The following is a 16,044-nucleotide window of genomic DNA, read 5'->3' as shown; positions in this document are numbered from 1 at the left end:
CATATGTCTTAGTTAATACATATGCTTAAAAATCAATACCTTATAATGCTTAACACTTAACAATAAACCTTTTAACTATGAAAAAATATTACATTTTTATTCCATTAGCCTTTTCTATTTTTACGTTAGCGCAAGTTGGTATAAGTACTGATGAACCAACAAAAACTCTTGATATTAATGGAGAATTAAGAGTAAGGGCTTTACCGCTTGGTGATGCTATAGATGAAATACTGGTATCTGATATCAATGGAAATGTTAGAAAAGTATCTCGAAATAGTTTTGGAACAGGTGGTACTAGTAATGATGGAAGTTTTAATTCTACAATATTGGGATATGAACCTCAACCTGTAGCTAATAAGGTTGTTCCAGCAACAGCTCCTGGAGGAGCTACAGTAACAGAATTAGGGTGCAAGCAGTATCCAACCAATGGACATTATTATTGTGCGTATGAATTATCCGCAGGTATAACTTGGTTTAATGCATATGATTTCGGAAAAAGTTTAGGAGGATATTTAGTTACTTTAACAAATAATAATGAAACTGATTGGGTTTATTCTGAGATATTGACAGGTTATAATTTAACGAATAATATTTGGATTGGTTATAATAAGATAGCAGAGCCTGGTAATGCAAATAGATTTAGATGGATTACGGGAGAAGAATTTAAAATAAATTGGTCTACAAATCCTTCAACAGCAGAGCACAGATTTGTTACTGGAGAACCCAATAATAGTAATGGTAATGAGGGTTCTACACATATAATTGGTGCTGGTGGTAGTTGTAATAGAGGTTGGAATGATTCTAATGGAACTCTTACATCAGCCAGTGCTACTTGTACTCCTGCTGTAGCAAATAGACCTTTAAATAAGTTAATAATAGAATTTAATAATTAATGAAAAAAACAATTCACTTCTCTAATGATTAATGACCTTATAATGCTTAACACTTAACCTTTTGAACTATGAAAAAAAAATACATTTTTATTCCATTAGCCTTTTCTATTTTTACTTCAGCACAAGTTGGTATAAATACTGAAGAACCAACAAAAACTCTTGACATTAATGGAGAATTAAGAGTAAGAACTTTACCATCTGGTGATGTTATTGATGATATATTAGTATCAGATATTGATGGAAATGTCAGAAAAGTATCTCGAAATAGTTTTGGAACAGGTTGAACTGGTACTGATGCAAGTTTTAATTCTACAATATTAGGATATGAACCTCAACCAATGGCGAATAGAGTAGTACCAGCAACAGCTCCGGGAGGAGCAACCGTAACAGAATTAGGATGTAAGCAGTATCCAACCAATGGACATTATTATTGTACTTATCAATTATCTACTGGTATAAATTGGTTTAATGCATTTACTTTCGGAAAAAATTTAGGAGGTTATCTAGTAACATTAACAAATACTGCTGAAACTGATTGGGTTTATTCTGAGATATTAACAGGTTATAATTTAACGAATAATATTTGGATTGGCTATAATAAGATAGCAGAGCCTGGTAATGCAAATAGATTTAGATGGATTACGGGTGAAGAATTCAAAATAAATTGGTCTACAAATCCTTCTAGAGCAGAAAATCGTTTTAATACTGGAGAACCCAACAATAGTAATGGTAATGAAGGGTCTACTCATATAATTGGTGTAGGAGGAAATTGTGCAAGATCTTGGAATGACACAAATGGTAATAATACTGCTGCTCCTGCTGGTTGTGCAAGTGGAAGCGTAAGCGCAGCAAATCAAACTTTAAATAAATTGATCATTGAATTTAATAACTAATTATTACCTCATTACCAATTTAAAATAGACAAATATTCTACTTTAATACTTCCAACTTAGATTTGTATATTTAATACCTTTGTGATAAATATAGGTATTGATTTAGAGAGATTATTAAAAAATAATCTCTCTTTTTTATTCTAACTGTTTCTTTTTATAAAGTTTTGGATACAGGGTATTCAAAGAAAATTATAAAATATAGTTTGTAAAATGTGAGATAAAATTGTGAAATTTTTTTAGACATTGATAATATAGTATTAGAAAAGCTTACTGTATGTTTTTCTAAAAACTTAATTTATAAAATGAAGAATTAATCGATTAGGTTAATAATGATACTTTATAAAAAAGTATAAGGGGAACCACCCCTTATACACAACCTACCCTATAGATATAGGAAACCTAAAAATCTTCTTTAGAAAAGTTACTAAAGAATATGAAATTATATTATAATTAGTCATGTTAATGACTATCTGTCCTATCTAATGTAGTTTGGAATTAACACCAATACCTACTTGTGAATTTAGTGATATAAAAAATATAAACAAAAATTTACAACAGATAAATTTAAAAAGTATTTTTTTTTCATAATTGGGTTAGTTTGAGGTTAAAAACATTGTTTTAACAAATTTATTTTAAGACTTTTATCTATTGTTGTAAAAATCTTTACATTATTTGTCTATAAAAGTTAATAAAATTTTTTTCTTTGGTATTGAGTAGGAGATAAATGCATCTTTTTTTTAAAGAATTTACTAAAAGTAGAAACATTATCAAAAAGTAAATAATATGCAATTTCACTAATATTCATTTTTCCTTCTTCTAACAGGAAAATAGCATGTTTTAAAATTGATTTTTGAATATATGAAAGTGGCGTGTCATTTAATTGTTCTTTAACTAGTTTATATAGATAATTTGAGCTTATATTAAGACTCTTAGCATAAAAGTCAATAGACTTATGTTCAATATAATTGTCGTTTACAAGTTCTATAAATTTAGTTAATGTAGAAACACCTTTACCTATATGTGAATCTGAATCTACATCAGCGTATTTATTCAATAACAAATCAATTTCCTTTAATAAGAATAATAGGAGTTTATGTGCAGACTCTTCCCACCTGTATAAAGGTAGTATATATAATAAATCAAAAATATTTTTAAATAGTTCTGCTAGATAATTATAATCTTCTTTACTAAGTAAAAAATAATTTCTATTCAATTTCTCTAAAAGAATAAAGTCCATTAAATAGCTGATAGAAGAATCTAGTTTATTTATAAAACTTTTATTAAAAAATATAAATACTCCTTTTGTTCCTGGATCTATTTTTAATACTCGTATATCTTGAAAAGGTCTGTGAATTAAAAATGCTTGATTTTGATTATTTAGCTTTAATACTTCTCCATCTAATTCGAGAATTATATTACCATCAGTAACCATTCCGTATGAGTAATAATTTGCTGTAAAACTTGATAATTCAAAAATAGTAGATACCCGCGAAAAGAATAAAAAATCAGAAGAATATATCCATTTTATTTTTCCATGATTAATAATATTCTTTATAGAATATGGTTTTTGCATAAGCAATAATTTAGGGGATTTAAAGAAAATACAATAATATATAAAAACAACTGTTTTTAAAATGCAATAGTATATAAAATATTATTGAAATACAATTATTTATGTCACTTGTTTTACTTCATTACCAAAAGAAAATATTCGATTAAATTTCATAAACAAATAGACAAATAATGTAAAGTTTTTAACAATAAAGCATAAAAGTCTTGGTTTAATTTTGTTAGACAATATTTTTCTTTTTAATAAAAGAAACTAAACCTATGAATACTTTATTTCTAAACCTGATTTAATAATTAAATCAGGTTTTTTAATCGGATAACATGATTTAACACAATCGTTTAAATTTTGATTGAACACAAGATGTTAGTATATTAGAAAACATTTTTTAACAATTAATCATTTATAAATGCAAAATGAAAAATCTACATTTAATACTATTTTTATTTTTTTATACTCAAACTAATGCACAAGTAAAAGATTTACATGGTAGTCCAGATGAAACTTACTTTGCAAATAATGATTTAGGAAAACATTTTAATAAGCTAACTAATTTGATAGATCAGTATGCGGAAAATGAGATAAAAAAAGGTAACATCAACTCAATTGCTTTAGCTATCTATAAAAATGGAGAAATTTTTCATAACTATTATGGAGAAATTGATAAGAATAATCAAAACAAACCAAATGACAATACATTATATGAAATTGCTTCTATTTCTAAAGTTTTTGTAGGTTCATTAGCAGCTAAAGCGGTGCTAGAAAAAAGAATAAAATTGGATGATGATATTAGCAAGTACATGTTAGAAACATATCCTAATTTAGAATATCAAGGCACACCAATTACAATTAAAAATTTGTTAACCCATACGCTTGGGTTTAAAACTAAAATACCAGAAAAACTAGCAGAGGTTAATAAGAAAACAACAGAAGGTTATTATGAAAACAGACCTTTTGATTATAATATGTCAACCTTTTTAGAAGAGCTGAAAACAGTAGAACTAGATAAAAAACCTGGAACTGTTTATGATTACAATTCTATTGGTTCAGAGCTAATGTCCTACATATTAGAACAGGTTTATCATAAAACCTATAAAGACTTGCTTCAGGATTTTTTGAACGAGTTAGATATGAAAAATACTTATTTACAAAATTATCAAGAACATAAAAAATACCTCGCAAATAGTTACACAAGTTCTGGTGAATTAGCTCCATTAGACAAGAATCCTTTGTTAGGAGGCGGATATGGTATTATTACTACATTACCCGATTTAATAAAGCTAATGAAGTTTCAACTAGAGAGTGATAATCCTTTAATAAAAGAATCAACCAAAATTTTGTTTGAGGATGACGAAGACAACGTAATGGGATATTTATGGCAAGATATGGGATTTGGTAAAGAAGAAGGGTTTTATTATTCAAAAACTGGAGATGCAAATGGAGTAAGAAGTGGTATTTTAATTTCTCCAGACAGCAAATACGGACAAATTGTAATAATTAATAACAAGTCCAATTTAGCAATTAATGATTGGGAAATTCTATTTAATAAAATAGAAACAGATTTGATTAAGTATCCAAAATTAAACTTACAATCAGTATTAAAATCTCAATTTATAACCAATCCTCAGTTAGCTAAAAAATCATTCGATGTTTTAAGTAAAAAAGAAGATATTTATTTTAATACTAATTTGCAATTCACACTAAACAGTCTTGGATATGATTTGTTATATAATGATAAAGAAGTAGATAAAGCAATTAAACTATTTGAGTTTGCAACAAAAGAATACCCTAAAAATGCAAATTTATTTGATAGTCTTGGTGAAGCTTATTTTGTAAATAAAGATTATAAAAAAGCTATTCTTAATTATAAAAAATCACTCAAACTAAATCCAAATAATGAGAATGCTAAAAAGCAAATTTCTGAAATAAATAAATTTTAATCAGATAACATATTTAAATTGTTAATTTAAGAGGAGAACATTTTGTATAACAAATTATTAAAATATAGTCTTGTAAACGTGAGGATATATTTTGTTTACCATCCAAAATCATAGATACTTTTTATTCTCATAAAATAAATTGTAATTTTGCCGTTATCACTTAATCGAGTGTAACTTAATAAACTTCAAAATGATAACACAATTACGAGGTAAATTAATTGAAATTTATCCAACAAATGCTGTAATAGACTGCAATGGTGTAGGATATTGGGTAAATATTTCTCTTAATACTTTTTCTACTTTAGAACATGAAGAAGCCGTAACAATCTTTACTCATCTTATTGTAAGAGAGGACGCTCATTTACTTTATGGTTTTGCTACAAAATTAGAAAGAGAAATTTTTCAGAAATTAATTAGTGTCAACGGAGTTGGACCAGCTTCTGGAATGATGATGATTTCTACTTTATCTTCTAAAGAAATAGCGACTGCTATAGCATCAGAAGATGTAAAAATATTGCAAAGCGTAAAAGGAATTGGTGCAAAAACAGCGCAAAGAATAATCATTGATTTGAAAGATAAATTAGATCAAAATTTAATATTAGATATTAATTCTGGGGTAGTTAAAAATAAATCTAAGAATGAAGCGTTATCTGCTTTAGAAGTTCTTGGAATTCCGAAAAAGTCTGCCGAAAAAATCATGGATAAAATCTTACAAGAGAATCCAGATGCAGAGGTTGAATTCTTAGTTAAAGAAACCTTGAAGAAGATTTAATGAAAATATACCGCGAACCAAAACCTATTCGTAAAAACTCTACCATTGCTGCTCTATGTTTCCTTTTTGCATTAGGAACAATGAGTGATGTCGTGGCACAGGAAAGTGATACACTAAAATTTCCTATTAGAGATCAGAAGGGAGGATTATTTTTAGATAACCAAATAAAATACGATGTAGAGTACGATCCTTTATTTCGTCAATATATATTATATCCAAAAATTGGAAGTAGTTTAGTTTCTGAACCTATTTATTTAACTAGAAGTGAATATTTAGAGTTAGTTCAAAACGAGGATATGAAAGGATATTTTCGTCAGAAATCTCAAACAAACGATCAATATTATCGTGAACAAAGATTTGGAGATAAAGAAGGAAAAAAAGAAGGAAATATTTTACCTAGTTTTAGAGTAAAATCTAAAGCTTTCGAAACTATTTTTGGAGGAACAGAAATATCATTAACACCACAAGGTTATGCTAATCTTGATCTTGGTGTTTTTCTGCAAAATATAGATAACCCAATGCTTTTGCCTCAAAATAGAAAAACGCTTACAATGGATATTAACCAACGTATGCAATTAAGTATTTTGGGTAAAGTTGGAGAGAATCTTCAAATGAAAGTTAATTATGATACGCAAGCCGGTTTCGGTTTTGAAAATCAAATGAAACTTCAATGGAGAAAAGCGCTAGGAACAAAATTAGATCCATTTGGTGGAGAAGATGATATTCTACAAAATATAGAAGTAGGTAATATTTCTATGCCATTAAGTACTTCTTTAATTACAGGAGCACAATCTCTTTTTGGTGTAAGAACCGATCTTAAATTTGGAAAAACATTTGTTTCGGCAGTTTTCTCTGAGCAAAGATCAGAATCAAAAAACATTGTTGTTCAAGGTGGTGGAGTACAATCAGAATTTAAGATTGCTGCAGAAAAATACGAATATAACCGACATTTCTTTTTAGGTCAATATTTCAGAAATAATTACGATAGAGCATTAGCAAACTATCCAGCAGTTAATAGTAATATTAATATTCAACGTATTGAGGTTTGGAAAGTTGATAAAACAGGAGGAAACCAACAAAATCGTCGATCTATAATTGCTTTAAGAGATATTGCTGAACCAGTTCCTGGAGTAAATAATTTTCCTGATAATACGAATAGTATGTTGTTTAACGATGTTAATACGCAAGGATTTACATCGATTAGTAATGCAAGAAATTTCTTAAACGGTTATCAACAATTTCAGGATGGAGAAAACTTTATTGTAAATGAAAATGTACGAAAGTTAGATCCTTCTGAATATACATTTTATCCAAAATTAGGTTATGTTTCCTTAAATACACCTTTAGTTGATGGAGAAGATTTATTAGCAGTTTCTTTTCAATATACATTAAGTTCAGATCCTGGAAAATTATATACTGTTGGTCAAATGTCAGATCAGACAGATAAGCCTATTATAGCAAAATTAATTAAACCTAATTCTGCTGTAAATGTTGCTTCTCCAATGTGGAATTTAATGATGAAGAATATTTATTCGCTGAACGCTTATGGTGTTTCTAGCGAAGATTTCATGATGAACATTAACTTCAAAGACAATGGAGAACAATCATCAGGAAAATTAAATTATCTTCCAAATACAAATGTTGCAGATCAATCTTTACTTCAGGTTCTGAATATGGATAGATTAAATTCGAATGGTCAATTACAACAAAATCCAGATGGAAGTAAAGGGGATGGTTTATTCGACTTTCAGCAAGGTTTAACTGTAGATACCGAAAGAGGAAATATTATCTTTACAACCGTAGAACCTTTTGGTCAATATTTAAGCAGTAAATTACAAGGACAAAATGAAGATCTTGTTTTTAATCAAATTTACCGTCAATTACCTAACACTTTACCAGGAGAAAGATTAGCTAATAGATATACGATAGAAGGTCGCTACAAAGGAACAGTTTCTGATGGAATTCCATTAGGTGCATTTAACGTACCACAAGGTTCTGTAAAAGTAACATCTGCTGGTGTAACGTTAACAGAAGGAGTTGATTATACAGTTGATTATCAATTAGGTCGTGTAAAGATTATTAACTATAGATTAAAAAATTCTGGTGCACCTATTAATGTTGCATTAGAAAATCAATCGACTTTTAATTTACAGAAAAAACGTTTTATGGGAATTAATGTTGAACATAAATTTAGTGATAAATTTATGTTAGGAGGGACATTAATTAACTATCAAGAACGCCCAGTAACACAAAAAACACAATTTGGTGCAGAACCTGTAAATAATACAATTTTTGGACTAAATACGCAATATAACTCGGAAGCTGAATGGTTAACGAGATTAACAAATAAAATTCCAGGAATAAAGACAGATCAAATGTCTAACATTAGTGTGCAAGCAGAAGCAGCTTACTTAATGCCTGGGGTTAATAAAGTGACAAATGGTTATTCTTATATTGACGATTTCGAAGATGCACAATCTCGTGTAAGTTTATTAGATATTGGTTCTTGGAAGTTTGGTTCAACACCAGGAAAACCAGCTGGATACAACGCAACAAATTATCACCCATTTTTCCCAAATGGAATTAAGAATGATGATTTATCGTTTAACAATGGGCGTAAAATGCTTTCTTGGTATACGATTGATCCACGTTTTTATGGTTTAGGAGGAAGTGCTCCATTAACAGATCAACAAATGTCTACACACAGTGCTCGTCGAGTAAAGTTAAGAGAGATTTTTGATCAACGTGATGTAATGGCAGGAACGAATTCTTATATCAGTACATTAGATATGACATTCTATCCTCAAGAACGTGGTCCATATAATATCAATCCAAATGCAACAGATACACAAAACTGGGGAGCTATTATGCGTCCAATATCAGTGTCAAATTTCAAAGATTCTAACGTAGAGTATATAGAATTTTGGATGATGGATCCTTATGCAGATGGATCAGCTGGAGATGGAGAATTATTAGTTCATTTAGGAAATGTTTCCGAAGATGTACTGAAAGATGGTGAAATGATGTATGAAAACGGATTACCACACTCTAATAATCAAGCGGTAACTGTTTCATCTAATTGGGGAAAAACACCACAACAAAATCCTATTTTATATGCTTTCGATACAAGTGGAGCTGCAAGAAAAGAACAGGATTTAGGATACAATGGTTTAACAGATTTAGAAGAAGAACAACGATACGGAATTTCTAGTAACAATATCGTTACAGGAGAATCCGATCCTGCAAATGATAATTATGTATTCTTCTTAGATGATCGTTTTAGAGGAGCATCAATAGGAAATACACTACAAGATCGTTACCGTTTCTTCCGAAATCCACAAGGAAATAACTCAACAGATAATCCATTACATTCAATATCATTAATTCCAGATACAGAAGATATTAATGGGGATTATAACTTAGATCAAACTGAAAATTATAATCAGTATACATTTAAAATTACTAGACAAAGTTTAGAAGATCCTGAAAATAAATTTATTGTTGCTAGAAAAGAAGTTGATGGTGAATTTGCAAATAAGCGAACAGAAAAAGTAAAATGGTATCAAGTTCGTATTCCAGTAGATGGGTACGATTTAGATATTGATGGAGATGGAATCGAGGAATTAAATAATGATGCATCAATTGCTCAAGCAGAAAGTGTTTTAAACTCTGCTCGTTTTATGCGTTTAGTAATGAGAGGATTCCAAGATCAGACAACACTTCGTTTTGGTACTTTTGATTTAGTTCGTTCTGAATGGAGACGTTATACTAAAAATATTTATCCATTACTTGTAAGTAACCAAGAAGGTTCAGCAGAAGATACAAATATTGGAGATTTAGAAGTAGGTGAAGTAAGTATAGAACGTAACGGAACAGATCGTCCTCGTTATGTTATTCCTCCTGGAGTTTACCGTGAGCAAACACAAGGATCAACAGGTTTTCAGTCGCAGAATGAAGCTTCTATGACTCTTAAAGCTAAATTTAAGCCAGGGAGTACTTCTAAAGCAATTTTTAAGAATACGAATTTAGATTTAAGACGATACAAAAAATTACAAATGTTTGTATCTGCACAAAATCTTTTAGATAGAACTTCTACAGCAATTGATAATGGAACAAAATTATTTATTCGTTTAGGAAGCGATTACACAGATAACTACTACGAGTACGAAATGCCTTTAAAGTACACACCGCAAAGTGCAATGTCGGAAAGTATGATTTGGCCAGAAGAAAACTTAATAGATTTAACAACAGAACTGTTTACAAAAGCTAAAAAGCAAAGAGATACAGATAGTTTTAGCACGTTGCAACGTTATAGTTTTCCTTTTGATGCTGAAAATCCAAATAAATCTGTTTACGTAAAAGGTCGTCCAACATTAGGAAACGTCTCTTCTATTATGATAGGGGTTCGTAACACTTCTGGTGCTTCGGATAAAGAAGTTTTACTTTGGGTAAATGAACTTCGTTTAAGTGAAATTGATAACGAAGGAGGTTATGCAGCAGCGGCAAACGTACAGTTTAATTTAGGAGATTTTGCAAATGTGCAAGTTTCTGGTAGTACAAGTTCTGTAGGTTTTGGTGCAATAGACCAAGGTCCGTCTAGTCGTAATCAAGATCAATCATTACAATATGCATTAAATGCTGAGGTAAAATTAGATAAATTCTTACCAAAGAAATGGGGGATGGAAATTCCTTTCAATTTTACAATTGATGAGAAATTTGTCGATCCAAAATACAATCCTTTAGACAATGATATCCTTTTTGATGAAGCGCCTAATAAAGCTGAATTAGAAAAGGTTGTTCGTACTTACTCTCAATTTAAAAGTTTCTCATTTAATAACATTAGAAAAATTAGAAGTACTAATAATACAAACCCAGTTCGTTTTTACGATCCTTCTAACTTTTCTGTGTCAATGATGTATTCAGATAATTATTATCGTGATATTTATACAGCTTATAATGTTAATCAACAGCTTAGAGCATCATTAAATTATAACTTTGGATTTAGAGGAAAATCATACGAGCCTTTCAAAAAGTGGCGACCTCTTCAACCAAAAGAAGAATCTAGTAAATATTTACAATTTATTAGAGAGTTTAATATTAATCCATTGCCAACTCGTTTTTCTTTCCGTACAGAAGTAGCGCGTACATATAGTGAGAGACAATACCGTGATATTAATCAATATCTAGGAGGACAAGGTAATATGATCCGTCCTACTTACAGTAATAATTTCTTGTTTAATTGGCAATATAATTTAGGTTTTGATTTAACGAGGTCTTTCCGAGTAGATTTAACATCATCTACCATGACATTAAATGATGGAAGTAGTTTTCAGCGACCAGATCAAAGTTTAATATGGCAGAATATGTTTACAATTGGTCGTCCTGTTCAATACGATCAACAATTTCAAGCAAATTATAAGTTACCATTAAGATTCTTCCCTTATCTAAATTGGATTAATTTAGAAGTTGGGTTTACATCTAATTATAACTGGATGGCATCGTCTACTGCAATGCGTAATTTTGAAACAGAAGCTTTAGATGCAAATGGTAATCCAATTGAAGATGGTAATGGTAATCCAGTTCAAAGGATTGTTAGTTTAGGAAACGGAACAGGGCAAAATTCTAATTCAATTAATTTAATTGGAGATATGGATTTTACTAAATTTTATCCAGAATTTAAAGGATATAAACGTTACGATTCTATCTTAAAAGGAAGAAGAGCAGAAATTGATTCGTTGAATACAGTTTACACTGAGTTATTCTCTAAAAAGCGTAGAACAAACAAGAAATCAAAATATAAATTCAAAAATAAATTTACAGCAAAAGATTATGGTTGGATGATTTTATCTTCATTAAAAAGAGGTAACTTCACATACAACCAACGAAATGGAGCAGTAATTCCAGGATTAATGTATGAACCAGGATTCTTTGGAGTAAATGGAAAAAATGGACCAACTTTAGGTTTTATTTATGGAACTCAGTTCGACCTTAAAAGCCAATTAATTCAAAATGGTTATTTGGTTTCTTCAGATCAATTATTAACAGATCCTTATCAACAAACTAAAGGTTCGGATTTTAATGCTACAGCATTAATTGAACCATTTCCAGATCTTAGAATTGATTTAAATGCAAAACGAATGAAAGATCGTCGTTTATATCAATCAGGATTTAATTTATTTACAGAGGTGAATAATGAGAGAGTATACTCACCAAATCCGTATATAGACGAATTAACAACGCTTAATATTTCTACAATTAGTTTAAAAACAGCCTTTAAAGATGGTGATGCAATTTTTGAACAGTTTTTAGCAAATACGAAGACAATTTCTGGACGTTTAGCTAGACAAAGAGGAAGCGGAAATGAAGATGGAATGGGTTATTATGAAGGATTTAATGCAAGAAGTACAGATGTACTATTACCTGCATTTTTAGCTGCTGTGCAAGGAAAAGATGCTAGTTCTAATAAATTAGGTTATAACAGGTCAATTCCAATTCCAAACTGGAGAGTTACATACACAGGGTTAAGATCAATTCCTATTGTTAATAAATATTTTGATAATGTAGAAATCACAAGTTCATATAATTCTACTTATACAGCGAGTGGAGTACAGTCTAATCCTAATTTTGCTTTAGATGCCGGAATTATTAACGGAGGAGCTGTAGTAGGAAAAGATGAAAATGGAAATTATTATACTAGAAATGTTTATGGCGCTATTACCATGATAGAGCAGTTTTCTCCATTACTAGGTGCAGACTTAACATTCCGTAATAGTATGCAGTTAAGAGCGCAATATAACCGCGATCGTTTATTATCTTTAAGTACAACTAATTATACGTACACAGAAGATTATGGTTCTGAGTTTATACTTGGATTCGGATATATTTTTAAAGATTTTAAAATAAAAATGCGTTACCAAGGAGGACAAAAAACTATAAAAGGTGATTTAAATCTACGTGGAGATTTTTCTGTAAGAGATAATCAAACAACAATTCGAAGAATCATTTACGAATTTAATGATGCAGCAAATCCTAATTCTCCAACTGAGATTAAAGGAGAGTCTCAAATTACAGGAGGACAAAGAATTATGTCATTTAAGTTAACAGCCGATTATAACGTAAGTAAGAGTCTGAATTTAAGATTTTATTGGGATCAAATGATGAGTAAATATAAAATTTCAACAGCATTCCCAATTTCTCAAATTCGTGCCGGATTTAGTGCTACCTTTACATTCGGTAATAATTAAAACAAATAAAACAAACATTATGAGCATTCCAAACAATTTAAAGTACAGCAAAGATCACGAATGGGTATCTGTGGAAGGAGATGTAGCAACAATTGGTATTACAGCTTTCGCACAAGGAGAGTTAGGTGATATTGTTTATGTTGATGTAGAAACAGAAGGAGAAACTTTAGGTCAAGAAGAAGTTTTTGGAACTGTTGAAGCAGTAAAAACAGTTTCTGATTTATTTATGCCAATTGGTGGAGAAATTGTAGAATTTAATGCAGAACTAGAAGGAGAACCAGAATTAATTAACACAGATCCTTACGGAAAAGGATGGGTTATTAAAGTGAAAATTGAAGATGCTTCTCAATTAGAAGACTTATTAGATGCTGCTGCTTACGGAGATTTAATCGGTGCATAAGATATCAAAAATATTATTTTTTGCTTACGTAGCGTTAGTGTTTTATCTGACGCTACTACCGCAGGAAAACTTTACGGAACTGAGTACTTTTAGAGGTTTTGAACTATTTTTTAAAATAGAAAATTTTGATAAACTTGTACATTTCGGAATGTTTGGACTGATGACAATTCTATTGTTTTGGTCTTATAAAATCAGTAATCTTCGATTAATTTATATTCCTTTTCTTATTAGTCTTTTTATTGAGATTTTACAAGGAACAATAACAATTTTACATCGTGGTGCAGATTTTGTCGATTTAATGGCTAACCTTTCAGGAATAACCATTTCATACATTCTGATAACAGTTTACATAAAAAATAAAAAAACGCAACAAATTTAATTGTTGCGTTTTTTATTTATTTCATTAATTCTTTTGGTATTTCACAAACAGGAATTGGAACCATTTTATGTTGATTAATTCGATTTAATCTCAAATAAATTTCAAATACTTCTTTTTCTCTTCCAGTAAATTCATTTGCATTCTTACCATCTTCTTTCATTCTCATTGCCCATTCTAATTCATCATAGCTAGCACCTAATTGATCTTCGTCCGAACGATCATCACCAAATAAACCATCGGTTGGTTTAGCTTGTTGTATGTCGGTATTAATTCCTAAATAGCGGGCAATTTCATAAACTTCAGATTTCATTAAGTCAGCAATTGGACTTAAATCAACACCTCCATCACCATATTTTGTATAAAAACCAACACCAAAATCTTCAACCTTATTTCCTGTTCCAGCAACTAAATAATTATGTATTCCTGCAAAATAATAAAGAGATGTCATTCGTAATCGAGAACGAGTATTAGCTAAAGCAAGATTTACTTTATCTGTATTATCATTTTTAGGTAAAGCATTTACCAAAGAATCAAAAGTAGAAGTTAACTCAACTTCAATAGAATCTATTGGTGTCGAATAATTATTCTTTAACCATTCGATATGTTTTTTAGCTCGCGTTGCTTGATTTTTTTCTTGGTGAATTGGCATTTCCAAATTAAGTAAAGGATAACCTGTCATAGCACAAAGTGTAGAAGTAACAGCAGAATCTATTCCACCCGAAATTCCAATTACAAAACCTTTTTGATGAGAAGTTTCTATGTAGTCTTTTAACCAAGAAACAATATATTGAACAACTTTTTCTGTTTTCATTTTTTAGAATTTATTTCAAATATACTAGATTATGAAAAAATTAAGGTTTATTATTTTACGGATTATTTACTATTTTTGTTTGCAAAATAACCAAATAATGAAATTTGTATATCGCTTAGCTTTTGCTAGTTTAATTCTATTTACAGCATGTAAGAAAGAAAAATCTTGGGATGTAGATGTAAAGGAGCAAAATGTAAAATTAGCAATTCATGATATTAGCCAAGATTTTTTTAATGATTCTATCCCATTAGTAACATTAAGAAAAAATTATCCTTTCTTTTTTGATACAAATTCTGATGAAATTTGGGAAGCTCAGCGTCGAGATAAAAAGGAAATTAATATTTATACTAAATCAAGAAAAATATTTGGAAATTTCGATCAGTTAAATAATTCGTTGGTTCCTGTTTTTCAGCGATACCAATATTACTTTCCAGAATATAAAATTCCAACAGTATATACATACTCATCTGGTTTACAAAATTTAAATTATCCTGTTATGTTTAGTCAGCAGTCTGGCTTACTATTTATAGCAATGGATGCTTATTTAGGAACTAAGGAGAAACTTTACGATAGTATAGGAGTAGATCGTTATTTAAGAGCCAATATGGAATTAGATCGTTTGCCATCACAAACTGTAGATGCTATTGCAAATGACATTGTAACATTTAGTCCAAGAAATCAATTATTCATAGACCATATTCTTTACGAAGGTAAAAAGTTAATTTTGCAAGATGCATTATTAGCAGATACACCAGATGAATATAAATTAGGATATTCGCCAGAGCAAATACAATGGTGTATAGACAATGAAGGACAAATATGGAACTTTTTTGTAGAACAAAATTATGTTTTTAGTTCTGATGTTTCATTAAAGAAACGCTTTTTAGATTTGGCACCTTTCTCTAAGTTTAATAATGAGATAGAACAAAATTCACCAGGAAGAATTGGTGCTTGGGTAGGTTTACAGATTATACGTCAGTATTTAAGAGAAAATCCAAAAGTAGAGCTTAAAACTTTGTTAGAAGATATGGATGCACAAAAAATCTTTAAAGATTCTAAGTACAAACCAGCTTTAGAAGGGAAGAGCGGAACAGTATACACAACAAAGACAATAAATGGTAAAGATTATCATTTCGTAAAATAAA

General features: G+C 29.8%; 11 protein-coding genes. 9 read left to right on the top strand and 2 right to left on the bottom strand.

The features are described 5' to 3' along the window. Positions 1-77: 77 nt before the first annotated feature. From BUA86_RS00585 to BUA86_RS00575, 3 genes are all read left to right on the top strand, one after another. A complete protein-coding gene (locus BUA86_RS00585; RefSeq protein WP_072928863.1) occupies positions 78-893 on the top strand; it encodes a lectin-like protein in 816 nt (271 codons plus the stop codon). Positions 894-961: 68 nt separating this feature from the next. Further along, positions 962-1,177 (top strand): hypothetical protein, encoded by a 216-nt coding sequence (locus BUA86_RS00580; RefSeq protein WP_072928861.1) that lies wholly within the window; start codon positions 962-964, stop codon positions 1,175-1,177. A gap of 54 nt (positions 1,178-1,231) precedes the next feature. Then, positions 1,232-1,786 (top strand): lectin-like protein, encoded by a 555-nt coding sequence (locus BUA86_RS00575; RefSeq protein ID WP_072928859.1) that lies wholly within the window; start codon positions 1,232-1,234, stop codon positions 1,784-1,786. Positions 1,787-2,471: 685 nt separating this feature from the next. On the opposite strand, the gene BUA86_RS00570 is transcribed toward BUA86_RS00575, so the two are convergent. Then, on the bottom strand, positions 2,472-3,359 hold the full coding sequence (locus BUA86_RS00570; RefSeq protein WP_072928857.1) for a helix-turn-helix domain-containing protein: 888 nt from the start codon (positions 3,357-3,359) through the stop codon (positions 2,472-2,474). 410 nt (positions 3,360-3,769) lie between these two features. On the opposite strand from BUA86_RS00570, the gene BUA86_RS00565 reads away from it, so the two are divergent. From BUA86_RS00565 to BUA86_RS00545, 5 genes are all read left to right on the top strand, one after another. Then, positions 3,770-5,293, top strand: coding sequence for a serine hydrolase domain-containing protein (locus BUA86_RS00565; RefSeq protein WP_083580260.1), 1,524 nt, complete (start codon positions 3,770-3,772; stop codon positions 5,291-5,293). Between the two features lie 190 nt (positions 5,294-5,483). Next, entirely contained in the window at positions 5,484-6,065 is a 582-nt protein-coding gene (ruvA, locus tag BUA86_RS00560) for a Holliday junction branch migration protein RuvA (RefSeq protein WP_072928855.1), read from the top strand. Next, the gene (sov, locus tag BUA86_RS00555) at positions 6,065-13,309 is read left to right on the top strand and encodes a T9SS outer membrane translocon Sov/SprA (protein WP_072928853.1); all 7,245 of its coding nucleotides are present in this window, start codon (positions 6,065-6,067) and stop codon (positions 13,307-13,309) included. The genes ruvA and sov overlap by 1 nt, the downstream gene beginning before the upstream one ends. A 19-nt stretch (positions 13,310-13,328) precedes the next feature. Further along, positions 13,329-13,709, top strand: a complete 381-nt coding sequence (gene gcvH, locus BUA86_RS00550) for a glycine cleavage system protein GcvH (RefSeq protein ID WP_072928852.1) — start codon at positions 13,329-13,331, stop codon at positions 13,707-13,709. Beyond that, positions 13,702-14,088, top strand: a complete 387-nt coding sequence (locus BUA86_RS00545; RefSeq protein ID WP_083580259.1) for a VanZ family protein — start codon at positions 13,702-13,704, stop codon at positions 14,086-14,088. Before gcvH ends, BUA86_RS00545 begins: the two co-directional genes overlap by 8 nt. A gap of 16 nt (positions 14,089-14,104) precedes the next feature. Here BUA86_RS00545 and nadE read toward each other — a convergent pair whose 3' ends face one another. After that, the gene (gene nadE, locus BUA86_RS00540) at positions 14,105-14,899 is read right to left on the bottom strand and encodes an NAD(+) synthase (RefSeq protein ID WP_072928849.1); all 795 of its coding nucleotides are present in this window, start codon (positions 14,897-14,899) and stop codon (positions 14,105-14,107) included. Between the two features lie 97 nt (positions 14,900-14,996). Here nadE and gldB point away from each other — a divergent pair, with 97 nt between their 5' ends. Then, a complete protein-coding gene (gene gldB, locus BUA86_RS00535; protein ID WP_072928847.1) occupies positions 14,997-16,043 on the top strand; it encodes a gliding motility lipoprotein GldB in 1,047 nt (348 codons plus the stop codon). Position 16,044: the final 1 nt, after the last annotated feature.

This window comes from Chishuiella changwenlii (assembly GCF_900142565.1).
Lineage (GTDB): Bacteria > Bacteroidota > Bacteroidia > Flavobacteriales > Weeksellaceae > Empedobacter > Empedobacter changwenlii.
The sequence above is the reverse complement of the archived record's forward strand: the minus strand, read 5'-3'. Positions and strand labels throughout refer to the sequence as shown.